General features: G+C 39.3%; 18 protein-coding genes. 6 read left to right on the top strand and 12 right to left on the bottom strand.

Going from position 1 to position 25,256, the window contains the following annotated elements; all coding sequences use genetic code 11:
• Window positions 1–1,004: 1,004 nt before the first annotated feature.
• Window positions 1,005–2,969: a 1,4-alpha-glucan branching protein GlgB gene (glgB, locus tag BCL90_RS02315; protein WP_121282336.1), complete on the bottom strand. Its 1,965-nt coding sequence runs from the start codon at window positions 2,967–2,969 to the stop codon at window positions 1,005–1,007.
• 60 nt (window positions 2,970–3,029) lie between these two features.
• Window positions 3,030–5,492 carry a glycoside hydrolase family 31 protein gene (locus tag BCL90_RS02310; RefSeq protein ID WP_121282335.1) on the bottom strand — a complete coding sequence of 821 codons (2,463 nt, stop codon included), beginning with the start codon at window positions 5,490–5,492 and terminating at the stop codon, window positions 3,030–3,032.
• Window positions 5,493–5,812: 320 nt separating this feature from the next.
• Here BCL90_RS02310 and BCL90_RS02305 point away from each other — a divergent pair, with 320 nt between their 5' ends.
• From BCL90_RS02305 to BCL90_RS25985, 3 genes are read left to right on the top strand one after another with little or no spacing between them, the layout of a single operon-like run.
• The gene (locus BCL90_RS02305) at window positions 5,813–6,301 is read left to right on the top strand and encodes a helix-turn-helix transcriptional regulator (RefSeq protein ID WP_244095038.1); all 489 of its coding nucleotides are present in this window, start codon (window positions 5,813–5,815) and stop codon (window positions 6,299–6,301) included.
• An 11-nt stretch (window positions 6,302–6,312) separates the two neighbouring features.
• Window positions 6,313–6,531 carry a nucleotidyl transferase AbiEii/AbiGii toxin family protein gene (locus BCL90_RS25990; protein ID WP_244095037.1) on the top strand — a complete coding sequence of 73 codons (219 nt, stop codon included), beginning with the start codon at window positions 6,313–6,315 and terminating at the stop codon, window positions 6,529–6,531.
• Window positions 6,501–6,803, top strand: a complete 303-nt coding sequence (locus tag BCL90_RS25985; RefSeq protein WP_244095036.1) for a nucleotidyl transferase AbiEii/AbiGii toxin family protein — start codon at window positions 6,501–6,503, stop codon at window positions 6,801–6,803. Before BCL90_RS25990 ends, BCL90_RS25985 begins: the two co-directional genes overlap by 31 nt.
• Before the next feature lie 63 nt (window positions 6,804–6,866).
• Here the strand turns inward: BCL90_RS25985 and BCL90_RS02295 are convergent, their stop codons facing one another.
• Window positions 6,867–9,737: a TonB-dependent receptor gene (locus tag BCL90_RS02295; RefSeq protein ID WP_121282334.1), complete on the bottom strand. Its 2,871-nt coding sequence runs from the start codon at window positions 9,735–9,737 to the stop codon at window positions 6,867–6,869.
• Between the two features lie 194 nt (window positions 9,738–9,931).
• On the opposite strand from BCL90_RS02295, the gene BCL90_RS02290 reads away from it, so the two are divergent.
• Genes BCL90_RS02290 through BCL90_RS02280 form a run of 3 tightly spaced genes read left to right on the top strand, consistent with a single transcriptional unit; the run spans window position 9,932 to window position 13,730 of the window.
• Window positions 9,932–12,361, top strand: a complete 2,430-nt coding sequence (locus tag BCL90_RS02290) for a penicillin acylase family protein (protein WP_121282332.1) — start codon at window positions 9,932–9,934, stop codon at window positions 12,359–12,361.
• 6 nt (window positions 12,362–12,367) lie between these two features.
• Complete coding sequence (locus BCL90_RS02285; protein WP_121282331.1) at window positions 12,368–12,727, top strand: hypothetical protein; 360 nt, start codon at window positions 12,368–12,370, stop codon at window positions 12,725–12,727.
• Between the two features lie 19 nt (window positions 12,728–12,746).
• Window positions 12,747–13,730, top strand: coding sequence for a LuxE/PaaK family acyltransferase (locus BCL90_RS02280; protein WP_121282330.1), 984 nt, complete (start codon window positions 12,747–12,749; stop codon window positions 13,728–13,730).
• A 3-nt stretch (window positions 13,731–13,733) separates the two neighbouring features.
• On the opposite strand, the gene BCL90_RS02275 is transcribed toward BCL90_RS02280, so the two are convergent.
• The 9 genes from BCL90_RS02275 to BCL90_RS02235 all read right to left on the bottom strand — a co-directional run bounded on the left by BCL90_RS02275 (window position 13,734) and on the right by BCL90_RS02235 (window position 24,655).
• Complete coding sequence (locus BCL90_RS02275) at window positions 13,734–14,171, bottom strand: Fur family transcriptional regulator (RefSeq protein WP_121282329.1); 438 nt, start codon at window positions 14,169–14,171, stop codon at window positions 13,734–13,736.
• A gap of 20 nt (window positions 14,172–14,191) precedes the next feature.
• The gene (locus tag BCL90_RS02270; RefSeq protein ID WP_121282328.1) at window positions 14,192–14,641 is read right to left on the bottom strand and encodes a hypothetical protein; all 450 of its coding nucleotides are present in this window, start codon (window positions 14,639–14,641) and stop codon (window positions 14,192–14,194) included.
• The gene (locus tag BCL90_RS02265; protein WP_134380532.1) at window positions 14,638–15,075 is read right to left on the bottom strand and encodes a hypothetical protein; all 438 of its coding nucleotides are present in this window, start codon (window positions 15,073–15,075) and stop codon (window positions 14,638–14,640) included. Before BCL90_RS02265 ends, BCL90_RS02270 begins: the two co-directional genes overlap by 4 nt.
• Window positions 15,072–15,509: a hypothetical protein gene (locus BCL90_RS02260; protein WP_121282326.1), complete on the bottom strand. Its 438-nt coding sequence runs from the start codon at window positions 15,507–15,509 to the stop codon at window positions 15,072–15,074. The genes BCL90_RS02265 and BCL90_RS02260 overlap by 4 nt, the downstream gene beginning before the upstream one ends.
• A 17-nt stretch (window positions 15,510–15,526) precedes the next feature.
• Window positions 15,527–16,741, bottom strand: a complete 1,215-nt coding sequence (locus BCL90_RS02255) for an ABC transporter permease (RefSeq protein WP_121282325.1) — start codon at window positions 16,739–16,741, stop codon at window positions 15,527–15,529.
• Window positions 16,741–17,415 carry an ABC transporter ATP-binding protein gene (locus tag BCL90_RS02250; protein WP_244214187.1) on the bottom strand — a complete coding sequence of 225 codons (675 nt, stop codon included), beginning with the start codon at window positions 17,413–17,415 and terminating at the stop codon, window positions 16,741–16,743. Before BCL90_RS02250 ends, BCL90_RS02255 begins: the two co-directional genes overlap by 1 nt.
• A gap of 115 nt (window positions 17,416–17,530) precedes the next feature.
• Window positions 17,531–17,923: a MerC domain-containing protein gene (locus tag BCL90_RS02245; protein ID WP_121282323.1), complete on the bottom strand. Its 393-nt coding sequence runs from the start codon at window positions 17,921–17,923 to the stop codon at window positions 17,531–17,533.
• Window positions 17,924–18,289: 366 nt separating this feature from the next.
• The gene (locus tag BCL90_RS02240; protein WP_121282322.1) at window positions 18,290–19,846 is read right to left on the bottom strand and encodes a glycoside hydrolase family 43 protein; all 1,557 of its coding nucleotides are present in this window, start codon (window positions 19,844–19,846) and stop codon (window positions 18,290–18,292) included.
• Between the two features lie 666 nt (window positions 19,847–20,512).
• Window positions 20,513–24,655, bottom strand: coding sequence for a hybrid sensor histidine kinase/response regulator transcription factor (locus tag BCL90_RS02235; protein WP_121282321.1), 4,143 nt, complete (start codon window positions 24,653–24,655; stop codon window positions 20,513–20,515).
• Window positions 24,656–25,256: the final 601 nt, after the last annotated feature.

The raw sequence follows: 25,256 nt of genomic DNA, 5'->3' as shown, positions 1-25,256 counted from the left end.
AAAGCCCTTGAAAAAACAAAAGTGTCGGCTGAAAATTTTTGTAGTGAAGTTTCTGCATAGGCCTGGCCTGTGGATTCCCAAAAATTTGTTAGGCCGATTTAAAGTAGAACGGGGATACAATGCTATGGCCTAGCTGTATGGAAATACGAAAGTAATTAAAATTTTGATTAATAATGATTTGTAAATAACGTCAATGGCAGCGTAGACGAAGACTTCTTAATATTGACAAATCGCGAATAAATGCCCTTCGAATAAGCTATCAATGACAGCCTCAATAGAAAGATCGTCATCAGATTTATCCTTAACTTAAGAACATTGAAAAACCGCTTGCATCACTTTCAGGTTAAAGTAACCATGATTATGTTAAGATGTTGGTTTATCGATGCAAAACTTACTGATGCCTGTCAGAACAGATACAAATTATGGTTAACGGCACAAGCCTTAATCCAAATTCGATGATATTCGGTCGATACCGAAAGAAGAAATATTAACACAAAGAAACATTAATCACTAACTATCAACACTTTACAGCAAAACCTCATACAACTTTGTTAGCATAAATATTATTCTAAAAATAATACTTGCAAGATAAAAAGGTTATTGTATCTTTGCACCCTCTCTGGAAGCTTCCACTCCAGGGTTTAAGAAAGCTTTCCAGCAATGGGAAGCTTTTCTTATTTAAATTGATCCGGTTTTCTGACTAATCACCAATAGCACATCCATAATCTCCTTTTTTACAAAATCCGGATAATATTTATCATTTGTGAATTGATATGTTGTAATTATTATTAAGATATTCCTTTAAAGGCACACTACATCCATTTTTAGTTCATAGCCGTCAACCTGAACTTGTTTCAGGGTCTTTATAGCAAGGCAGTTTAACAGGAAAGATGCTGAAATAAATCCGATAGCTATCGCGGATCAGCATGACGATCGCTCTAGTTTCATGAGCTTAAAATTAGTCAGTATGAATAAATATTAATCGAAATGAGGTTAATAAGATTTTACTTGCTCTTAAAAATTGTTACAGCCAAAGGTGGCAGATCGACAATTATTGAATATTCCTGTTCATTATAATTTTCCAGATCAGGGATAATATCTCCTCTGTTGTTTATGCCGCCTCCATAATAAACAAGATCATCGGTATTAAAAATCTCTGTCCATTTGGTTTTAAACGGCACCCCGATTTTATAATTCTCCCGAACCACAGGAGTTAAGTTTATGGCAATAACCAAAGTATCTTTAGGCTTTGGTCCTTTTCGCATATACACAAATACAGATTCGTTTGTGTTATCCGCATCAAGCCATTGAAAGCCTTCGTAACTAAAATTAAAATGATACAATGCAGGTTCTTTGCGATACAGAAAGTTCAAAGCCTTAACTGTTTCCTGCATGCCTTTATGTGGCGCATATTGTAATAAATGCCAATCCAATGATTGCGTAAAGTTCCACTCATTGGTTTCGCCAAACTCATTGCCCATAAACAGCAGTTTTGCTCCCGGATGAGTAAACATGTAACCATAAAGTGCTCTCAGGTTGGCGAATTTCTGCCAATCGTCGCCAGGCATTTTATAAAGCATTGGCGATTTACCATGCACTACTTCATCATGAGAGAAAGGTAACATGAAGTTTTCGGTAAAAGCATAAGTCATGCTAAAACTCAACTGATGGTGGTGATGTTTCCTTCCGAGCGTTTCAACTTTAAAATACTTTAATGTGTCATTCATCCAGCCCATCATCCATTTCATTCCAAACCCTAATCCACCGGCATGTACCGGATGGGTTACGCCAGGATAAGTGCTGCTTTCCTCTGCAATGGTTTGTACGCCCTCAAAATTTCCATAAACGGCAACATTCAGGTCTTGCAAAAACTGTATTGCCCCGAGGTTTTCACTTCCTCCATATTCGTTTGTTGCGGCATCTCCATCTTCCCGGGAGAAGTTGAAATACAACATCGATGCCACGGCATCTACCCTCAATCCGTCAGCATGGTATTGATCTAACCAAAATAAAGCATTACTGATGAGGAAAGAACGCACTTCATTTCTGTCGTAATTGAATATGTATGATTTCCAATCGGGATGAAAGCCTTTACGCATATCGGCGTGTTCGTACAAATGCGTTCCATCGAACTCATACAAACCATGCCTGTCACCTGGAAAATGAGAAGGGACCCAATCCAATATCACTGCAATATCTGCTTTATGGAGCTCATCAATCAGATACATTAAATCCTGCGGAGAACCATAGCGTGAACTTGCCCCAAAATAACCTGTAATCTGATATCCCCAGCTGGGTAAATATGGGAACTCCATTACCGGCATTAGTTCTACATGTGTAAAACCCATTTCCTTAACATAAGGCACTAACCTGCCGGCGACTTCCCTGGCGGTTAAAATACGTTCCGGATCGGCCGGATCGCGTTCCCAAGAGCCTAGATGTATTTCATATACCGAGATGGGTTGGTTCAAAGCATTTATCTTTGCTCTTTTTTTGAGCCAGGCTTTATCTTTCCAGGTGTAATCGGTATCCCAAACAATGCAAGCGGTTTGTGGAGGAAGTTCCCATCTTCTGGCATAAGGATCTCCTTTTAAATGCTCCGATTCATCAAAGCCTTTAACAAAATATTTATAAACATGGCCCTTGGCAATACCAGGAATAAAACCTTCCCAAATACCCGATTTATCCCACCTCACATTCAGCGGATGCGAACTATTGTTCCAATTATTAAAATCACCCACTACACTAACACGAATGGCATTTGGGGCCCAAACTGAAAAATAAGTTCCGGCTGTCCCATCAACAGTAGTTAAATGTGAACCCATTTTCTCATAAAGCCTAAAATGCTTTCCTACAAGAAAAAGATCAATATCATAATCGGTAAATAAACTGTGTACCCAAACGGATTTCTGTTTATCAATTATTGGTTGAGATGTTTTTTTTACAGGAACTTTTTTTACTGCTGGCATAGGTATTCTGGCTAGATAAATGAAGCCCCAAGTACTAAACAGTATTTGGGGCTAAAAGATTTACAGACTTAAAATCTGTATATCGGTAAAGTTTTTATTGCATTGAAAATGCAGGATATTCTGATCATCGCTATAAAAATCTTTCACCTCTTTATTATCGATAATGATCTTTTTAACCTGGAATTTCACACCAATAACATTACAAACGTAAAATTCATAATTAGGCGTGTACAAACCTTCATTACGTTGGTTAACCTTAATGGCTTGTGTATCGCCTTTTACCGTAAATTTCTTTTCGAGATAAATATCCTGCTCATAGGCAAATGTATCACCATGATCTTCATACATGTACGAATTTACTTCATAATCGCTATGGTAGATATTCAATATCACTTCAGTAATCGATTTTTCGTCTACATATTGCATTACCGGATATTCTGGTAAAACTGTACCTGCACGCACAAACATCGGCATACTGTCTATTTTGGCATCAACGGTGTATTCGTTACCTCCATCCAACACTTCATTTGTCCAGAAGTTATACCAGGTTCCTTTTGGAAGATAAACTTTTCTGGAGATTGCACCCTGTTCTAAAACCGGGCAGATTAACAATTTATCACCATAACAGAACTCATCCTGACGGAAACTGTTACTGATATTTTCCTGTTCAAGCATTACCAGCGGCCTTAATATAGGAAAACCATAACGGTGGTGTTCCCAAAATACCGAATACAGATATGGCATTAAACGATATCTTAATTCGATAAACTTACGGTTAATATCTTCGAAAAACTGACCAAAGCTCCAGGGTTCCCGTTCAGCGGTATCACCGGCAGAGTGTGCACGCATAAAAGGAGAAAATGTACCTAGCTGGATCCAACGGGTAAATAATTCGCCATCCGGCTCGCCGCTAAACCCGCCAATATCTGTTCCACAGAAAGGTACGCCAGAAACCGACAAACGCTGGCACTGAATATTTCCAATCTTTAAATGTTCCCAGGTAGCAATATTATCACCCGTCCAAACACTGGCATAACGCTGCATGCCTGAATAACCAGCTCTTGTAATGGTAAACGGGCGTTTATTGCGCATCAGTTTTTTTAATCCCTCGTAAGTAGAACGTACCATCTGCATGCCATAAACGTTATGTGCCTTACGGTGCGAGCCACGGTAACCGTCATAATTATGACGAACATCGTTAGGGAAAGTTCCTGAACCAAACACAGCTGGTTCATTCATATCGTTCCAGAAACCTGCAACCCCCATGTCTACCAACTCCTTGTATAAATTACCCCACCAGCTCCGTACTTTTGGATTGGTAAAATCGGGAAACTGACAACGGCCCGGCCAAACATGCCCTTCCATATAATAATCGTCGCTGCGGCGACAGAAAAATCTTTTCTCTTTTCCCTCTTTAAAAACCCAGTAATCATCATCTACCTTAATTCCCGGATCGATCATGACCACAGTTTTAAAGCCATCATCAGAAAGTTCTTTAATCATTCTCCGCGGATCTGGAAAGTACTTTTTATTCCAGGTAAAACACCGATATCCATCCATGTAATCGATATCCAGATAAATGGCGTCGCAAGGAATTTTACGCTCCCTGAACTGCCTGGCTATTTCTTTAACTTTTGTTTCAGGATAATAACTCCAACGACATTGCTGATAGCCCAAAGTCCATTTTGGCGGCATCGGGTGCGTACCGGTTAAAGTTGCATAACGTTTAACCACGTCCATAATATGTGGCCCATGGATATAATAGTATTGAAGTTCACCTCCATCAGCCCAAAAACTTGTTTTATTTACATCTTCCGAACCGAAATCGAAATACGATTTAAAGGTATTATCGAAGAAGATACCGTATGCTGCCTGATTATGCAAACCGATATAAAAAGGTATCGTACGGTAAAGTGGATCCTGGTTCCAGCCAAAAGAATAGGCATCGGTATTCCAGTTTTCGAAACGCCTGCCGCGCAGGTTAAAATTACCGGATTTATCTCCCAAACCGAAGAAATTCTCTTCAGGGTGACATTTTTTGGTTGCGTAGATATAATAACCACCAAAATCTACATTTTCTTCCCAGTGCATGGAGTTGGCTTCATCAACCATCATCACATTGGTAATATTATCGTGGAAAGAAATATGGAAATTTGCCTTTTCTATTTTACAGGTTACCGAATGGGTAGAAACGGTATAATGATCATCATGTTCCTGCATCTTAAAAACAGAAACTTTCTGGTCTACCTCAGGTACCGCGTAAGAAAAATCATCAAGAAAAACGCCATGTGGTGCCAGGCGAACCCTGATCATATCATCGCTTACCACCCGAATTTCTACTCTTGCATCACCATCAGAAAAATAAAAGCGGTTGCCCTCTTTTTTTACCTTTTTAACTGAACCAAGGTATTGTTTAACAATTGGTTTTACCGATATATCAACTGGATTGTTTAAATGCTGTACTTCCTGTTCCTTTTCGATCAGATCACTTGCCACGTTAGGTTTGTCGTTTTGCGCTTCCATCCTTATTTATTCAAATTTTAAATTCATAACCTCTTAAACCGGGATGTGCTTAAGAAAGTACTATAATACAAATATTTTACAAAAGGGATGTAGCTTTTTTTGAAAAGATGGTTTAATGGTGTGAATTTTACACTAAGCTAAGGCATTTAATAAGGAAATGGCTGAGCTGAATGATCAAATTATTATAGCCATGGCATTTAAAACTGTAAATTTATAGCAAGATAAACTAAATAAAATCGTTTATCCTATTTTAATTTAGCAATTAAAGTAGCGTTTAAATCAACTTATAAATGTAAAATTATAAACATTTTTGTTTATTTTTGAATATAGAAAAATTGATCAGTAAATTCAAAGGAATCCACCCTGGAATTATTTTGGAACGTGAACTTAAAAGAAAAGGATTAAAAAAAGGTCCTTTCGCACTTTCACTGAATGAATATCCACAAACTCTAAATGACATTACAAAAGGTAAAAGAGGGATAACTGCTTCTCTTTCGATTAAATTAGACCAGAGTCTCGGCCTGGAAGAAGGCACGATGTTTCTACTTCAGGCTTATTATGAAATACAAAAAGAAAAAGACAAAAAAACCTCAAACGATAAACCTGATTTGTCAATTATTAGACAGATTCTATTTTGGGACACTGAGTTCGAAAAAATAAACTGGCAAAAACAATATCAAGCGGTTATTAAAAGGGTAATGGAGCGGGGAAATGATAATGAGAAAAATGAAATAATCAGATTTTATGGAAAACAAAAGGTAGATGAAGTAAAAATTGCCGATAATGCCTTTAACCTAAGAAAATCCTAACATAAATAATTATGTATTGGAATACAGTTAATCAACTATTAAAAAACACTTTACTAGAGCTGATACAGGCTCCTGAATTAGCAGAGTTTAGATTGGTTGGTGGAACTGCACTGAGTCTTTATCTTGGTCATCGTTTATCAGTTGACATAGAACTTTTTACTGATGCAAAGTATGGATTGTGTATCAAGAAAACATCCGGATGGCATCCATACCAGAAATTATTGCAATGAAGATGGACATTGTACTAAGAGGCGGAAGAAAAAAAGATTTTTGGGACTTGCATGAATTGCTAGATAATTCTAGCGTAAATGATATGATTGAACTTCATAAAAAACGTTTTGAATGGACTCACGATGAAGATATGATCAGAAGAAACTTTACTAATTTTTTCACTGCAGACAATGACTTTGATCCAATATGTTTAAAAGGAAAAGTTTGGGAGTTCATTAAAGAAGATCTTATCGAGGCGATTGACAGCAATAATGATAAACGAGCCTTTTAAACAGCACAAAAAAGCCCTCTATACTTTTTAGCATAGAAGGCCTTTAAAAACTCAATTAACTGGTTATGGATTAAAACTAATGGCCACGTAGTAGATTGCTCCTGCTGATGGGTTACCATAAGAAGTAAAATAATATTTGTTCAATACATTAGAACCACCAAGTTTAATAACTGATTGTACTGAAGGGATTCTTAAACTCACCTGTGCATCAAGCGAGCTGTATGCAGGCACCTGACCTGAGGCGAAAGAAGAATTCCAGTAGAATTGATCTTGCCAACGGTAAGAAACATTGAAACCAAAGTTTTTAATAATTTCTTTATTACCCAATCCCAGGTTATAACGGATTTTAGGCGTATTGAAATCGTTAATGTAGTTAACCGGCAAATCTCCGATCTGGTTGTAAGAAACGTTTCCACTTACATTCCATTTGCCCACAAGGTAATCAAGACCTAAAGCTGCACCATAAGAAGTTACTTTACCTTCTGCATTAACCGGAACGCCGAATTTCACAAAACTTCCTCCAACATTCTGGTATACATCAACTGCGGTAATAAAATCTTTGTAAATGTTGTAATAACCATATGCATCAAGCAACAAATTAGGTAAAAGTAAACCTTTGTAACCCAACTCGTAAGACTGAACACTTTCGGGACGAACGCCTTTTGCATCAAAATTATATTGCTGTAATAATGCCGGATTTGGTGTTCCGGTGGTTGCTGCCGAAGCCAGGAATGCGCGGTAACTCACATCAGTATAGGGTTTGTTGGTATCTAAGTGGTATTTGCTGAATATAATTTCTGGCAAGCCTCCAATTAATCTCTGCGAACCACCTCCAACAGACAGATCAATGTACTGGTTCTGTGTAGTTGGGTTACGGTAACCTGTTTGGTAAGAAAGCCTGATGTTGTTGTTTTTAGCAACTGTAAACACTCCCGTTACCCTTGGGGTAAACCGGCCTTCAAAATTCTGACTTTTATCATAACGACCGGCAAAGGTAAATTTCACTTTATCGTTAAAGAATTTTTTACCTATTTGTCCAAATGCACCATATTCCTTAATATCGATAGACTCATTTAAATCGTTAAAAATTGTTCCTGCTGAATTTAAATCATATAAACGATAAGATGCACCTACCTGAAACTCTACCACTTTATTGAAAAGGTTGGTAAAATTATATAATCCTTCATAATGATATAAGTTAGATTTATCGTCAAATTTAGCACCGTAAATACCTTTACTCGGATCGGATGCACTGATCGTCGTATTCATAATCTCATCTTTTGCCTGCAAAAATTGTGGTGAGCCAGGAGCAAAATACGCACTACCACCACTTGAAGCAGAGTTGGCAGCCGTTCTTGCGGTAATTTGTGCTTGTGCATCAGTTTGCCCAAGTGATCTTGCCCCAACATAATTACCTACGTATTCAGGGAACCAAGCCTGAGAAATTTTAGATTTTTCGTTAATGTAACTTCCCAAAATAGAAGAAATATAAGAATCACCCGAACGTTCTTGTGTGGTATAACCACGTAACATGAAATCTTCTCCCTTTAGCTCCAATTTGTACTGACCGATATTGAAGTTACGTAATGAATAACGGTCAGATCCTGTGTAAACCGAAGTCCCTGTTCCCCAATTAGCCTGTAAAGTTGCCTGAACGGTGCTACTGATATTGTAATATAATGCACCTGAAGCTTTCAACGATTTGGTGTTATAATCTACAAGATCAGCTTCCTGATACCCATTTCTAGTGATATTCTGATTAGGAATTAAGCCAGGGGTATTAAGACCCGCATAAAAAGGCCTCATCCTTGTATTGGTTGATAGAAAATTGGTAATCTGAGACTGTGTTGGAACACCTCCTCCTGTCTGCAAGCCGTAATTCTTAATAAATTCAGCTGTTCCTGAAGCCAGCACACTTTGCGCCACATTTCTCATATTTTGGCTTAACTCATCTCCATAAGTATTGATCCCATCATAATTCGGATCGCTCCGATCCCCACTTTTTACCGTTCTTGATACTCTATCAAAGTTTGAAAAGTTGTTTCCAAACCAATCTTTGGCCTGCAAAAATGAAAAAGCAGCCTTTACCCCGAATTTATTGTTCCATGATTTTGCCATGCGCACATCCAACTGATTAAATGGCTGTACACTACTGTTATCGTCATTAACGTGGTTTACCCCTGTTTTATATTGAAAACTAGCTCCAGGATATTTAAACGGATCTTTTGAAGTCATTAACAAAGTTCCATTAATACCACCCGCACCATAAAGAGCAGATGAAGCACCTGGTAAAAGCTCTACATTATCTACATCGAGTTCCGTAATACCTACTATATTTCCTACCGAGAAATTTAATCCCGGCGCCTGGTTATCCATTCCATCGATATATTGATTAAAGCGGGTATTACCATTAGAATTAAAACCACGCGTATTAATCGACCTGAAAGTTAAACTCTGCATACTGCTTTCTACACCTTTCATATTGTTCAAAGCATCGTAAAATGAAGGTGCAGCGATTTCCCTGATGGTGGCTGCACTCATCCGCTCGATGGAAACAGGTGATTCTAAAATACGCTCCGGTGTACGCGAAGCAGAAACTACTACATCTCCTCCTAATACAACTGCAGTTTCTATTTCCAGATTAATACCTGAAGTACTTCCGGTAATCTGCTGTTCTACTGTACCATATCCTACATAAGATGCGACTAAAGTAAAGGGCACTTTTGCCGTTGTACTAAAGCTGAAACTTCCATTGGCTGTTGATGCCGTACCGCCGGATTGGCCTTTGATGGTTAAACTAACTCCCGCTAGTCCTTCTTTAGATTGCTTATCCTTTACGGTTCCGCTTACCGTAATACTCTGTGCCTGTGTTGCCATATTACCAGCAAACACAAATATTAACACATAGAAGATCTGTGTAAAAACTCTGCTCATACGCGATTTAATTTGGTTATTTGTATTATTAGTTATATAAACTTAAATTCTTTTTTTGAATTAAACAAATTATGTAAGCATAATAATTTTCAATTTAATTATAATTTTGATTGATATACAGTTTGTTGTATTTTGCAGTAAACATAAACCGTCATTTTGCCCTATCTTAGCAAAAGACTTGTTAGCTAGCCATTATGAATAAAATTAAAGCCATTTTCTGCATCGTCATTCCGATAGCATTAGGTTTTTTATTTAATACCAAATTAGGCAGTACGCCTCCATTGTTAAAATTTCTAAATCCTTTTATGGGTTTCTGGCAAAATGCAGAGAACAATCATTTTATGTTTAACCATAAAGCGAAGATTAAAGGTGCCATAGATAAAATCGAAATTGTTTTTGACGACCGCATGATTCCACATATTTTTGCACAGAACGATCACGATCTCTATCTGGCACAAGGTTATGTAACCGCCATGCACCGCCTTTGGCAAATGGATTTCCAGACCCGTTTTGCCGCGGGGAGAATTAGTGAAGTTGTGGGCGACAAAGCGATAGAGGTAGACCGGTATCAACGCCGGATGGGCATGGTTTATGGCGCAGAAAACTCATTAAAAGGCATGATGGCCGATCCCAAAGCAAAAGAAATGATCTTGGCTTATACCGAAGGGATCAATGCCTACATCAAAACACTTTCTAAAGCCAATTATCCCTTAGAATATAAAATACTCGATTTTAAACCCGAAAACTGGACACCTGTAAAATGTGCTTTATTGTTAAAACAGATGTCGGCAGTGTTAGCCATGGGTTCAGATGAATTTTACATGACCAATATCTTGAAAAAATTCGGCCCGGAAGTGACTAAAAATCTTTTTCCGGATTACCCTTTCCGCGAAGACCCGATTATACCTGTGGGCACAAAATGGGATTTCTCTCCATTACCAATCCCTAAAACGCCTGAAAGCTTCACTCAGGCTCAAACCGGCGAGGTTAAAACAACTGAAAAAGTAGAAGGTATTGGCAGTAATAACTGGGCATTATCTGGTACTAAAACTGCATCAGGATATCCCATCTTAGCAAACGATCCCCATTTAGATTTAACACTTCCGTCAATCTGGTACCAGATTCAGCTACATGCACCTGGCGTAAATACTTATGGTGTTTCTTTACCTGGTGCCCCGGGGGTAATTATTGGCTTTAACCAGAAAATAGCCTGGGGCGTAACCAATGTTGCTGCTGATGTGCTCGATTTCTATCAGATCAAATTTAAGGATTCGAGCCACAATGAGTATTGGTACAACAATAAATGGAAAGCCACAACTAAAAGATTGGAAACGATTAAAATCCGCGGCGGAAAAGATGAAATCGATACTGTTTACTACACCCATCATGGGCCGGTGGTATATTTTCAAAAACCAAAATACGGCAGGGCAGACAATGTACCTATTGGCGATGCCTTGAGGTGGATAGCGCATGATGAATCGAATGAACTCATGACTTTTTATTACCTCAACCGCGGCAAAAACTATAACGACTATCGCAAGGCTTTAACTTTTTATACAGCACCAGCTCAGAACTTCGTTTTTGCCAGTATAGATAATGATATTGCCATTACGCCAAATGGAAAATTTCCTTTAAAATGGAAAGATCAGGGTAAATTTATACTGGATGGAACAGACCCTGCGTACGATTGGCAGGGATGGATCCCAAATGCACAGAATCCAACGGTTAAAAATCCGCCACGCGGTTTTGTGAGTTCAGCCAACCAGTCTTCTACCGATACCACTTATCCATATTACATTAACTGGGAATTTGGACCATACGAGCGGGGCAAGCGTATCAACGACCGTTTATCGGCGATGAACAAAGCCACTTTAGACAGTATCCGCCTGATGCAGACCGACAACTATAGTATTGTGGCGCAAAACCTGGTGCCTGTATTATTGCCTTTACTGAGCAATGAACAGTTAAATGCCACACAAAAAGAAGCTTTGGCTTACCTGAAAAAATGGAACAAACGTTATGATGCAGATGAAATTGCAGCCAGCGTATTCGAAATATGGACCAAACGCTTATCGTACAATATCTGGGCAGATGAATTTGAAGTGAAAGGCATTCCGATGCGTTATCCCTCAAGAGACCGTACGGTAGAGATGATTTTGAAAGAACCCAATGCAACCTGGTATGATAATATCAAGACCAGCAAAAAAGAAACATTATCTGATCTGGTTAACGAAGCTTTTAAATATAGCTGCGACAGTTTGGAAAGGCGCTTTGGGCCAATAAATAAAGATTGGGACTGGGCAAATGTAAAACAGACCAATGTACCACACCTGGCCAAAATACCTGGATTCGGCTCAAAGGTTTTACAGATTGGTGGCAACAAAGGCACTATTAATGCTCTGAACGAAACCAATGGACCTTCATGGCGGATGGTAATTGAACTGGGTAAAACGCCAAAAGGGCATGGTGTTTATCCAGGCGGACAATCGGGTAATCCCGGAAGTAAATTTTATGATAATATGATCGATACCTGGGCAAATGGTAAATTGTACGATCTGTTTTATATGCAAAGTCCTGATGATAAATCGGGTACGGTTATTTCTCGTTTAAAAATTTCTAAATAGGCTAAAATGGTTTTCATTGTTATATTAATAATCTGTTTCCTTCTACAAATGATTGCCCCCTGGTGGATCATCATCGTCATATCTTTTGCCACTTGTGGCATTATCGGCAAAACAGGAAAAATAGCCTTCTGGCACTCTTTCTTTGCTATTTTCTTACTCTGGATCGGTTATGCCTTATTCAAAAGCCTGCCTAACGATAATGTACTCGCTGGCCGTGTAGCGGTGATGACGGGTATAAAACTGTGGTGGGCATTGTTATTAGTTACCGGCCTATTAAGTGGTTTAGTGGCCGGAATTAGCGGTTATTGTGGTTATCAGTTCCGGATGGCTATGCTGGCGAAAAAAACTGACGAGAAAATAGCATAATGCTTTGTACTTTTGCGTTGTGAATTTAACCGCTAACGACATATTTTCTGTAGAAGATAAAGATAGATTTAACGCCCTAGCCTTAAGTATTTTTAAGCTACAGGCACAAAATTGCAATGTTTACCGCGAATATATCTTTCACTTAGGTGTTGATGCCGATGCGGTAACCGAAATTGCACAGATACCTTTTTTACCCATCAGTTTTTTTAAAGGCCATTCTATTCTGAGTAATAGTGATCCTGTAGAGATTAGCTTTAGCAGTTCTGGCACAACGGGTATGGTGCAAAGCAGTCACCACGTAACCGATGTAAAACTATACGAACAAAGTTACCTGCAGGCTTTTACGGAGTTTTATGGAGATGTTACCGAATATTGCTTTTTAGCGCTACTTCCATCCTACCAACAACGTTCTGGTTCATCTTTGATCTACATGGTGAACGATCTGATTGAAAAAAGCAGACATCCACAAAGTGGTTACTTTTTATACAACCATGATGAATTGCTAAAAACCCTCGTGGATCTTAAATCAAAAAAACAGAAAACCGTTTTAATTGGTGTTACTTATGCCCTGCTGGATTTTATAGAACAGTTCGATATCGATTTTCCCGAACTCATTGTAATGGAAACTGGCGGAATGAAAGGGAAACGTAAAGAAATGGTCCGTGAAGAACTTCACGAGCAATTAACCAAAGGATTTGGCGTAAAAGCCATTCATAGCGAATATGGAATGACCGAGTTACTTTCTCAGGCTTATTCTTTAGGTGAAGGCATTTTCAATTGCCCCAGCTGGATGCAGGTTTTAATCCGCGACACCAACGATCCTTTAAGTTTGATAGCGAATGGCAGAACCGGGGGCATTAATGTAATTGATCTGGCTAATCTCAATTCTTGCTCATTTATTGCCACACAGGATCTGGGCAGGATCAATCCTGATCAAAGTTTTGAAGTACTGGGCCGGTTTGACAATGCCGATATCAGGGGATGTAATCTTTTGGTACAGTAATTCTTAATTTACCTTATCCGAACAACTGGCGCATAAACCCGTAGCAATTAGATTAAGGCGATCTACTTTAAAGCCTGCTGGAACTTTTAATGCCGGAATTTTAACCGTATCCAAACAGTAAATTTTGTGGCAGTTATCGCAGTTAAAATGCACATGTTCATCATGATGTTCGTGCGCACTGCAGCCATCAGAACAGATGGCATAATTGGCGGTTCCCTGTTGATCTAGAACTTTGTGGATAATCCCTTTTTCTTCAAAAGCCTGCAAAACGCGGTACAAGGTAACACGGTCTGCATCTTTTCCCATCACCTGCTCTAAATAAGGCTGTGATGTTGCAGAATCTCTCCCACTCAAAATCTCCAGCACCTGTAAACGCGGGGCTGTTCTTTTTAGTCCATTCTTTACCAAAAGTTTTTCAAAACGCGAAGTATTATCTTCCATAGCAATACAAAAATAAGCAATTAATTAATGAGTTTGGCATTTTTGATGGTTATTGGTGGCTTGTAACTCGCATCTTTTTCTTCTAATTTTAAAATTCCCTGTACGTGAATGGGTTTTTCACTATAAGGTACCGCACTTGCCATCTCGATCATAATCATTACCGGAATGCCGTTTTGCCCGCAAAAATAACATTGATTAATAGGCAAAGTGGCCAAAAGAAATGTCTGCTGTTTCTGTCCGCTTTTTACAGGAATCAGGTAACCTGTCAAATCAAATTCCCTATTATCAAAACGCCTGATCGATTCTGTAAACAGGGGCAAAAGCTCGTTCTTTTCGGTAAGTTCAAATTTCACCGAGCCGATTACATCCCAGTTTAAAGAGCGTAACTGATCTTTTGGACTATGTTTTTGCGTTTGCGCATTGGCTGTACACACCGAAAACAGAATAAAAATGGCATATAAATATCTCATTGTTTTACAGCATCTAGTAGAAAAAAGGTAGACCGGCTGTCGCCAGAATCGTTGATTATAAATTTCCCCCGAAGGGTAATGGGCTCTTCTGTCCAGTTAATGGGTTTTAAAGTCTTCACTTCTATCATCGAAGGGATATCGCCCGTGCCACAATACGGGCAGGAGGCAACAGGTACAATAGAAAACATAAACTCGCTGAAGCTATTGCCAACTTTTGTGGGAATAATATAACCCGGAAGTTCAATTACCTTATTATGGATGGCCTTTAAAGCGGGAGGAAAAACAGCCTGCCAAACCAGGGGTTTTACCTGTTTATCATATTTTAAGCCGATAAGGTTCCAAGTGGGCGTGCGCATATCGGTATGTACATTTACTTGAGCAACAGCCGTAAAAGAGATCAATATCAATAAAACCGTTATATATTTTTTCATCATAACTGTTTTGCATTTAAAAGAAAAAATTCGCTCCGGTCATCGCCCGAATCGTTAATGATAAATATCCCTTTAAGTTTGATCGGTTTTTCGGTAATGGGAATAGCCGTCATCATTTTTACCTGCACCATTGATGGAATATCGCCCGACCCACAATACGGACAGGAGGCAATGGGCACAATGGAGAACATAAATTCGCTAAATTTCGATCCTACTTTTGTGGGAATGATGTAACCGGGCAGCTCAATAACCTTATTGTTTAATGCCTTTAATGCCGGTGGAAAAACGCTTCCCCATTTCTTTGGCGCAATTTCGGCATCATACCTTAAACCGAGCAGGTTCCAGGTAGGCGTGCGCATGTCGGTATGTACCTTAACCTGCGCCGCTACTACGTGGATAACTAAACAAGAAACAACCAATAAAATCAATTTCTTCATTGCATAAACATTTGAGTTTATCTGTCTTTGCTTAAAGTTTGAGCAATATCAACTTTGTAAATCTGCATAGCAGGAATAAGCGAAGCCAAAGTACCTATAACCAGCCCAATCAAGATTAAATAGATCTCTTGTGGAACTGCGGTAAGCCCCGTTAATTTTGCCTGCGAAGATTCCTGATAGCTCCCGATTAACTCCAGGGCAGCATGCCCGATCAGTAATCCCAAACAGGCACCGATAAACGTAACCAAAACCCCTTCAAACATTACCAGGAAAAATAGTTTCGATTTTGATGCGCCCAGGCAACGCATAATAGCCAGATCGTATTTTCGCTCTTTCATCGCGTTATAAAGGCTGATAAAAATACTCAGCGCTGCGATTCCCATAATAAATATGGCAAACCATTGCAGGGTGTCAATGCCAACGCCAATGAGCGAAAACAGCCTTGCACTTTCCATCGCCGGAGAGGCAGCCTGCATGTTTGTACTCTGGTTAACCATCCGTGGGAAAAGAATAACCGACATTGGCGATTTATACTGAATCAGCAAGGCCGTAATCTGCTTATCATTAATTTCTTTGGCTTCTTTTGCAGCGGAGTGGCTATGGCCTTCAGCATGCTTCTCTTCATGCATTTTATATACACTGCCAATATTAGTGAGGATCAGATTATCGGTTATATTCCCCTGTGGTTTTAAGATCCCCTTTACCTGGTAAGCATGTTGTTTATGAACATCTCCATTACCGGTTAAACCATGTGCGCCGAAAAAAGAATCGCCAATCTTAAGCCCCGATGTTATGGCAACGGTGCTACCAAGGGTTACTTCTAAATCTTTATGCCAAAAACTACCTTTTTGGATAGATAAACCATAAAGATTGGAGAAGGTACTATCAGTACCAACAATCCGGTAACCGTTATAATTATCGCCCAACGCCAATGGAACGGCCCTTTTAACCATCGGGTTGTGCATCAATTTGTAGGCATCTTTGGCTGGGATATTTCCCGTTGGATAATCAATATGGTAAACACTGCTTAGTATCAATTGTAACGGACTTCCTTTTGCTCCTACAACCAGGTCTATATCCTTAGCATTTTTTTCCAGCTTATTATTAATCTGTGTAGAAGCCAAAAAGAGAATTGACAGGATGCCCACACCAAAGGCAACTAAAATAATATTTAAAACTGTTGTGAGTTTATTCCTGATGAGGTTTTTGCTACTGATTTTAAAAATATTCATTAGAGTAGATAGGTTTTAGTAATATGGTTTTTAACCCTCCCGTCATGCGTGGCAATAATCAGTGCAGCACCATTATCTTTAGCCTGGGCAGTCAGCATCTGAATTACCTGACTGGCATTTTCATCATCTAAGCTAGAGGTAGGTTCATCTGCAATCAACAGATCGGGCCTGTTTACCAATGCACGTGCCACCGAAACCCTTTGCAACTGTCCCTGACTTAATTCATCAGGATAATTTTCAGCCAGTTCGGCGATACCCAGATCAGTTAAAAGCGAAAGGTTTCGTTCATGATCTATTGGCAAACCAGCCATTACCGCAGCAAGTTCCAGGTTATCGAGCACATTAAGAGAACGAATAAGATGGGGCCTTTGAAAAACGATACCAATATGCCTTCCCCTGAATCTATCCTGTTCCCGTGCAGGCAAAGTATACAAATCGGTTCCGTTAATTAAAACTCCACCCTGGCTTGGCTTTAAAAGACCTGAAATAATATTAAGAAGTGTGCTTTTGCCACTTCCTGATGCACCCAGTAGAAGCCATTGTTCCATATCGGCAATTTCCCAACATGGAAATTTTAAGCGTCTCCCCTTATCATAAACATGTGCCAAAGCGTTTACCTCAATCATGATGTGCTGCTGTTTGTACTTTTTTAATAACCAGATTTTTGATGGCATAACGCCTGTAAAGTTCTATTCCATCGTTTGTACCATGTTTACAGGCCGGATTTAACATGGCTATAAACGATAACACTGTGATAAATAATATTTTGTAATTCGTTGACATAATTGACTATTGATGGCCCAATGGGCAGGATTTAAGCATTCGTAAATTAATATAATGTGCAGCAGCAATGATAAGGCCGCCGACAGGAATCAAGATTGGCTCTAATGGTTCAATGCCCGAAAAATGCCCCAATGCGATACATGCAAAGCCGGCAATAAGTACCAGAATTGGCATCATACGGCGATGTTGTTTGCGGTACGCCGAACTTAAACTCCAGATACCAACAAGCAATGAAATGGCAATCATGGTTATTTCAACCTCCTCATTGGCCAGGAAACCCAGTCCCCACATCGGTAAAACGGTAATTAAAAATGGCAATGCAGCGCAATGTATGGCACAAAGTGTTGAGGCCGTAATGCCTATCCTGTCGAGATTGATTTTGGAACTCCGTTGTTTCATTAAAAATAAATTTAGCGCACAAATATAAAAGCAATTTAGTTGCACTAAAATAATTAACGCTTCATTTGCAACATAATTGCATTATAATGATAAAGAAAATTACCAGGAAAGGATTAAGCGGTTGCAGTAGTAGTGACCAAGCCGCTTAATACGATGTTCAGAAATAAATAAGATTTTAGATTAGACGCGCGTATTAGCTTACGCAATGGCCACATCCTTTATGGATATTTGTTTACGAAGGCAATTATGAAGCCATTCACAATTGAATTACCCACATTTCATTTAGATGAATTAATGCGGAGCAGGTCATCCAAAATGTTGATGATTTAATTAAACTAACAAGATAAGATCAGACGTGAAACTATTCTATTTTGCTTCAATTCTAAAATAATCAAAGTCAACATATCCACCAGCATTTTCGGTTGCGTAATTAAACAATCCAAAACGGTACCCTATAAAATGGGGAAGCGTATACGACATTTGCAGCGGCTCCCCTATAGGTTTCCAGGTTTTGCCATCAAAGCTGTAAGAAAAATAACCTTTATCTGTTCGGTTCTCAAAATCACATCTTGCTTTGAGATAAATAGTTTGCTGTCCGGCCGGAACATCTTCACCAATTACAGTACCATTTTGGGCGCTTACGGCAACCACCGTTTTCTTTGATCCGGTGTGTTTTACCCCAACCCAACCAAATTTGCGCTGCAGCAGCATCAGTCCGGCCTGGTCTCCGGCCTTCATACCGGAGATATCAATTAACGTGGTTCCGGTTGATACCGGTCCGATGGTACGCTGGGTTAATGTATTGCGGGCCAAAAGAATATTAGTGTCCAATCTTGAAGTTGTAATCCGTAAAAATCCCGGGCGTTTAGTTAACGACAAAAATGCATGATCTGGATTATGGTTCCATTGCCATACCAGTGGAAGCGCGGGGTCGCCCTTTTTCCGGTTAAATTCATCTGATGCTACAATTCCGGGAATTAAGCCTTTGCTAACCGGAAGTTCCAATGTTTCCGGAACTTTACCGTTTATTCCCAGTACCGGCCACCCATCTTGCCAGTTAACCGGAACCAAATACGGAATGCGCCCAACGGATCCGAAATCTCTAAAAAGATAAGAAAACCATTTCCCCTCTGGTGTATTAATTAAACCACCTTGTGCAACACCTTGATCTTTAAGTGCTACCTGCCCTTCATACGGCCCTGTAAGTTTGTCGGAACGATGTACAACAACCGTACGCATCCCGTTTCGTGGCCAGGTGATGTTAAAAAGATAATATTTTCCATTAATTTTAAATAGCTGGGAACCCTCCGCTGGTAATCCTGCACCCGTACCTGCCGGAAGGCTTGCGTTTTCGATGATCGTTACAGGTTGCGTATTGGGTTTTATTCCAGATAAATCTTCCTTTAACTCCACCAGGGTAATTTTTCCAGTCCCGTATACCATATAAGGTTTTCCATCATCCTCAAAAAACAGGGAATGGTCGTGCAATGAAGGTTTAAACGATGTTAGCTTCCATTGGCCTTTTTCGATATCTTTTGTACTGTAGATGTACGTTTTGCCGGTAGTGCCAGAAAAAGTGCTTACATAATAAACGCCTTTATGAAAACGAAGACTGCTTGCCCAGGATCCCCGCCCATAATCCCACTTTCCATTAGATAAAGTTAATTCATCCGTATTTCCGAGGGTATCGTAAGCGTAACTTACAATTTTCCAGTTTACCAGATCGGTTGATTTCATGATCGGTACACCTGGATTCATGTGCATTGTGGTACTGCTCATGTAATACACTTTGCCCACTCTGATCATCGAAAGATCGGGCACATCGGCAAAAATGATCGGATTTGTAGCTTTTTGCGCATTAACAGTAACTGTAGTAATTAGCACAAAAAAGAGCGATAATGTAAATAATTTAAGATTCTTCATACAGGTTAGTCAGCATTTCAATTTGCACTGCGTTTATATTCGGTATTCAAAGCTATTCAAAAATATACAGATCAATGAACTTCTTTGTTCAAATGTGTGTGACGAATGTTCTTAATTGAATCAATCCCGTTACAGAAAACAAGCGAACAAAATGTATTGGTAAAATTACCAAGACATCGTTTTCTTTAAAGGTAGCAACTCCATCAACATAGTTCAAAGATTTCTCCATTTCGCTGCGCTTCATCCGATAGCTCCTATGTTTACAATGTTTAATTTAGTAAACATAAAGTGAAAAGGATTGAGAGTAGACCGATGGCTATCGGATCGAAATGACGGCGATTTTTTAAATCTATTATTGCGTTGAAATGGTCTTCAAGTACGATACCATTGACAGACTCCAATAGAAAAGCCGTCATTGCGAGGAATGAAGCAATCTTAATGCGCGCGCTGGTAGCGATCGTTGTAAGATTGCTTCGACGGCTGAAAAAGCCTTCTCGCAATGACGATTCCTCGGGAGATTTATTTCGATTAAATTCTACTGTAATTTATATTGATTTTTTATACCATAAATTATCCCCTCACTGACATACAAATTATTTTTATTTAATTTTTAAACAGGCTCTTACGTCCGTGAGCCATCTATTTAAAGAAAGCCCATATATATTTTTAAACCTTCTCGCGTTTATCTTTTCGTTTTGCATTAATATATTCAGATGGAAGCATATTAAACTGGGCTTTAAATAGCTTAGAAAAATAGCTTGGTGTACCAAAACCAGCCATGTATGCAATTTGTGCAACGTTATAATCACTTTTCTCCAGCAACTCCACGGCCCTTTCCAGCTTTACAGACCTGATGTATTCAATTGGTGTTAACCCCGTAATTTCAAGTAGCTTATGATAAAGAGAGCCCCTGCTCATCCCCACATGCCTGCTCAGTTCCTCTACTGAAAGTTCCGGATTATTAAGTTTTTCATCAATGTATTGAACAATTTTATTCAACAATTTAACTTCGCCAGACTCAATTTCGATTTCTTTAGCCTGTACCTGCACTTGTTTTGAATATGCATTTTTAACGGAACGGTTAAACAACAATAAATTGTCAATCTTTGCATGAAGAATGTCAAAATTAAAAGGCTTGGTAAGGTAATCGTTGGCGCCCGACTTTAAGCCTTTAATCTGGTCTTCCTCTCCACTAATTGCAGTAAGCAAAATAACCGGAATATGGCTTGTTCTTTTATCTGCTTTTATTTTCTGACTAAGCTCAATGCCATTCATTTCGGGCATGCTAACATCAGTAACCACCAACTGAGGGTGTCCCGAAAGTGTTTTTTGCCAACCCTCTTTTCCATTTGCCGCCTCTATAATCTGATAAAAAGGCTGTAAGCTATCTTTCAGGTAAAATCTAAATTCCTCATTATCTTCTACCAGCAGGATCGTAGCCATCTTACTCTCGGCAGTTACCGATTCTCCAAAAGTTTCATCCGTTTCTTCGTCTGTTAGACTGTCAACGGAATCGTCAATTTCCTGATTATGATCTTCTTTCACCACGTCAACCGGCAGCGAAACCAAAAATGTAGTGCCTTTTCCAGGTTCGCTTTCTACAGTAATCTGTCCGCCATGCAGTTCTACAAACTCTTTTACAATCGATAATCCAATTCCACTTCCCTGATTTAAAATAGCGGCTTCATTGTTATCCATAAAAAAACGATCAAATACCCTGTCTTTACTTTGATGTGCAATACCTATCCCGGTATCTGAAACTGCAATGCAAAATAGAGGTTTTACCTGATCGCCGATGGCCCTGATGGACATGTCAAGACATACTTCACCACCTTCTTTTGTAAATTTAAATGCGTTAGAAAGCAGGTTAAATATAATCCTTTCCATTTTATCCTGATCAAATTGCGTTTTCAGGCTTTTGATATCGCTGTTAATGCGAAGTGAAATTTTCTTGCGTTCGGAAAGATCCTGGAATGATTCTGCGGCTTCACTGATAAAAGTAATGAGATCGGCCTCATGCAGGTTTAATTTCAGTTCCTGTTCTTCCATCTTTCTAAAATCGAGCAGTTGATTTACCAGATTTAACAGTCTTCGGGCATTTCTACGGATCATCTTTACCTGGCCAGCTACGGAAGACTCTTGTTTAACGGCAAGCAACTTGTCAACAGGTGCTAAAATCAACGAAATTGGTGTTCTAAACTCATGACTTAGGTTGGTGAGGAATTTGATCTTTTGTGTATCCAACGCATGGGCACGTTCGGCATCTTTTCGTTGCTGCAGTATTCTTTCTTCTGCATTTATTTGAGCTTGCTCTATGGCGAGCTGTTTTTTGATGCGCTGAATTCCTCTTCTGCGAATGGCAAATAGAATTGTACCCGTTAAAACTACATAAAAAATATAAGCGTAAGTGGTCCTCCATATCGGTGGCTGTATATGAACAGAAATTGATGTGATTTTATTACTCCAAACGCCATCGTTGTTACTTGCCCTTACTTGAAAAACATAATCTCCGGGATCCAGGTTCGTGTAATATGCGGTCTTCTCTTTACCAACCTCGTTCCAATCCTCATCCAGGCCAACCAGGCGATAGGAATAGTGGTTTTGCTGCGGTGCTGTGTAATTAAGTGCTACATAACTAATTGAAAAATTTTGTCCATAACTTAATTTAATGTCTTTTGCGAAACCTATTTGCTCTTGAATAGGTGACTTTTCGCCAGGGAGCACAACGGTATTTGAGACCTTTAGTTCGGTAAGCAGCACGTTTGGAACCACAGTATTGGTAGGCAATTGGAGTGGATTAAAATAGTTGAAACCGTCTTGCCCTCCAAAATAAAGCTCACCATCTGAAGTGCTGATTCCGGAACCCAATATGAAAGGACTATCTTGTACACCATTGGGATGTCCGAAGTTTTTTATTTTTTTTGTTTCAGGATTAAGGCAACTGATGCCGTTATCGTTGCTGAGCCAGATCAATCCGTCTTTGCCTTCCAATATTTTGTAAACAATAGCGTTAGACAATCCGTTTGTTTCGTTAAAATTGGTGAATTTTCCAGTATGGCGGTTGAAGAGATCGAGCCCCGCACCATCAGTTCCGGCCCAGATATTTCCTTTACTATCGCATAACAAGCTTAACACCACATCATTGGAAAGTCCGCTATTTGCTTTTCGATATACTTTATATTTCCCATTACTACGCTGAAATACAGCTATTCCAGTTCCGCTGGATGATATCCACATATCGCCATAATGATCTTCTACAATGGCCCGTATAAAACCATTGCCAGGGAGCAGCATAGGTGGGAGGGATTGAGTGCCATATTGCGTAAATGAATTCGTCTTATAATCAAATACATTAACACCAGTTCCGTTTGTACCAATCCATATTAAACCTTTACTATCTTCTTTAATAGCGAAAATTTCATTCTGGCTAAGATCAGTTGATGATGGCCCTGCCAGGTATTGCTTGTAGGTTTTGGTTTTAGAATTATAGGCAAATAAACCATGTTGGTACGTCCCTACCCAAAGCGTGCCCCTGGAATCAAGCATTAAGGTAAGTATAGCCAATGGATTCCGGGAAAAATCAATCTTGCTCTTCATGTCGATATGCTCGAACACGCCTTGATCACGATCGAAAAAGTGTAATCCTCCTCCATCCGTACCTACAAATATTTTTCGTTTCGAGAATTCGGCAAAGGAAGTAACAATAGGTGATGAAAGTCCTTTGGGATCAAAAGGGCTGCTATGCTTTAGGTTAAACAGTGCTAAATTTGGATCTAACTTATTAACGCCACCTTGATAGGTACCCAGCCAGATAATGCCATTATTAGCCATACAGATACTTCTAACCGACTTATGGCTAAGGCCAAAGGATTCGCGTTTGTTGGGACGAATATTAGAAAAAACCTCAGTGGCAGTGTCGAAAATAGTCACTCCGTTTTCGGTTCCCAGCCATAATTTACCTCCCTTTTCTAATCTGGCAGCATAAATAATGTCGTCAGAAAATAGCCTGTCATCCGATTGCAAAAAGGATTTGAAATGCTTTTCATCATCCAGCAACATATTAAGGCCATTGTTGGTGCCAAAAAATATCCGCCCTTTTTCATCCTTCACAATCGCTTTGATGAAGTTATCGGTGAGGCTTGAAAGATCATTGGGATGATGGACAAATTTCTCGGTGGCACCGCTGGTTAGATTGAGCGCCAAAAGCCCAACATTGGTACCAATCCATAACTTGTTGTCGTTAGCCTGAAGAAAAGAAAGCACACTGGAGCCATTGCCCATTAAGGTATTTATTCCGACGTTTTTTACCTTTAAGGTTTTCGAATTGATCACCCGGTATCCACCAAAGGTACCCACCCATATATTTCCACTTTTATCTTCGTAGAGTGTTAATACATTGAATGGAGCATTACGATTCGGGATCCCCTCCCCCACAAATGATTTAAATGTATTTTGCTTAGCATCGTAATAAGCCAGGCCACCCCCGTTTGTACCTACCCAAAGCCTTCCTCTCCGGTCTTCTAAAAGTGCTGAGATATTGTTAGACGGAATGCTTGAGCTATCGCCGCTTTTGGTGGTATAAACGGTAAAATTGGTGCCATCGAACTTATTTAGTCCATCGCTGGTGCCAAACCACACAAGGCCATTATGATCTTGAAGTATCGTATTTACAGTATTTGAAGAAAGACCATTTTTAGTATTAAGGGTAATAAAATTGGGATTATTTTGTCCTCTTGCAATAGTGGAGCTCAATAAAAATACCACTAAAATTGACATTGCGCCTATAATCAATACTCGTTTTAACATCATAATAATAGATTCACGCTTTAGCGATCTGGATTGTGATTGTATTTGTGCAGGACTGCTTAATTGACATTTGGTATGCTATAGCGGAAGATAAGTTTACGATCGCACTGATGAAATCTGCGAAATAGGGCAATATATAATTTCCGACAAAATATGGGTGCTTACAACCCTCCGTTTGGTTTTACTACAGCAATACATCATTAAAGCATTAATATTTGGTTACCTTATTTTAGAAGTGATACTCATGTAAAGCAATACCTGAATAATTTCTAACCGAATATATCACTTACTTTTGAAAAAAACAATCGATTGCATTACTATGTTGTTTTTTTTAATCAGGAGTATTAAAAAGGCAAGGGGGAAATGAGGTGATAATTTATAGTAACGGGAGCGATGGCCTAATTTTCCAAAAAAAAAGCCAGAAACAACATTAACCGAAGTTTCTGGCTTTAAGGGCGCAATTTTTATTTACTCTCAAGCCTTCGGCTGTGCCGACATAGGCCGGTTTTCGTACAAAATCTTCTCTCCACAAGCCAGTATAATGCGCTTGCATTTGGGCAAGTGCTGGCATTCATATCTACAAATGACCGAGCGCACTCATGGG

Source organism: Pedobacter alluvionis (assembly GCF_003664035.1).
GTDB classification, from domain to species: domain Bacteria; phylum Bacteroidota; class Bacteroidia; order Sphingobacteriales; family Sphingobacteriaceae; genus Pedobacter; species Pedobacter alluvionis.
The sequence above is the reverse complement of the archived record's forward strand: the minus strand, read 5'-3'. Positions and strand labels throughout refer to the sequence as shown.

Coding starts and splice junctions, on each gene's coding strand:
- BCL90_RS02240 (WP_121282322.1), bottom strand. CDS start 19,846: ATGAAGAATCTTAAATTATTTACATTATCGCTCTTTTTTGTGCTAATT.
- BCL90_RS02260 (WP_121282326.1), bottom strand. CDS start 15,509: ATGAAGAAATTGATTTTATTGGTTGTTTCTTGTTTAGTTATCCACGTA.
- BCL90_RS02250 (WP_244214187.1), bottom strand. CDS start 17,415: ATGCCATCAAAAATCTGGTTATTAAAAAAGTACAAACAGCAGCACATC.
- BCL90_RS02310 (WP_121282335.1), bottom strand. CDS start 5,492: ATGGAAGCGCAAAACGACAAACCTAACGTGGCAAGTGATCTGATCGAA.
- BCL90_RS02295 (WP_121282334.1), bottom strand. CDS start 9,737: ATGAGCAGAGTTTTTACACAGATCTTCTATGTGTTAATATTTGTGTTT.
- BCL90_RS02285 (WP_121282331.1), top strand. CDS start 12,368: ATGGTTTTCATTGTTATATTAATAATCTGTTTCCTTCTACAAATGATT.
- glgB (WP_121282336.1), bottom strand. CDS start 2,969: ATGCCAGCAGTAAAAAAAGTTCCTGTAAAAAAAACATCTCAACCAATA.
- BCL90_RS02290 (WP_121282332.1), top strand. CDS start 9,932: ATGAATAAAATTAAAGCCATTTTCTGCATCGTCATTCCGATAGCATTA.
- BCL90_RS02265 (WP_134380532.1), bottom strand. CDS start 15,075: ATGATGAAAAAATATATAACGGTTTTATTGATATTGATCTCTTTTACG.
- BCL90_RS25985 (WP_244095036.1), top strand. CDS start 6,501: ATGGCATCCATACCAGAAATTATTGCAATGAAGATGGACATTGTACTA.
- BCL90_RS02275 (WP_121282329.1), bottom strand. CDS start 14,171: ATGGAAGATAATACTTCGCGTTTTGAAAAACTTTTGGTAAAGAATGGA.
- BCL90_RS02235 (WP_121282321.1), bottom strand. CDS start 24,655: ATGATGTTAAAACGAGTATTGATTATAGGCGCAATGTCAATTTTAGTG.
- BCL90_RS02270 (WP_121282328.1), bottom strand. CDS start 14,641: ATGAGATATTTATATGCCATTTTTATTCTGTTTTCGGTGTGTACAGCC.
- BCL90_RS02245 (WP_121282323.1), bottom strand. CDS start 17,923: ATGAAACAACGGAGTTCCAAAATCAATCTCGACAGGATAGGCATTACG.
- BCL90_RS25990 (WP_244095037.1), top strand. CDS start 6,313: ATGTATTGGAATACAGTTAATCAACTATTAAAAAACACTTTACTAGAG.
- BCL90_RS02255 (WP_121282325.1), bottom strand. CDS start 16,741: ATGAATATTTTTAAAATCAGTAGCAAAAACCTCATCAGGAATAAACTC.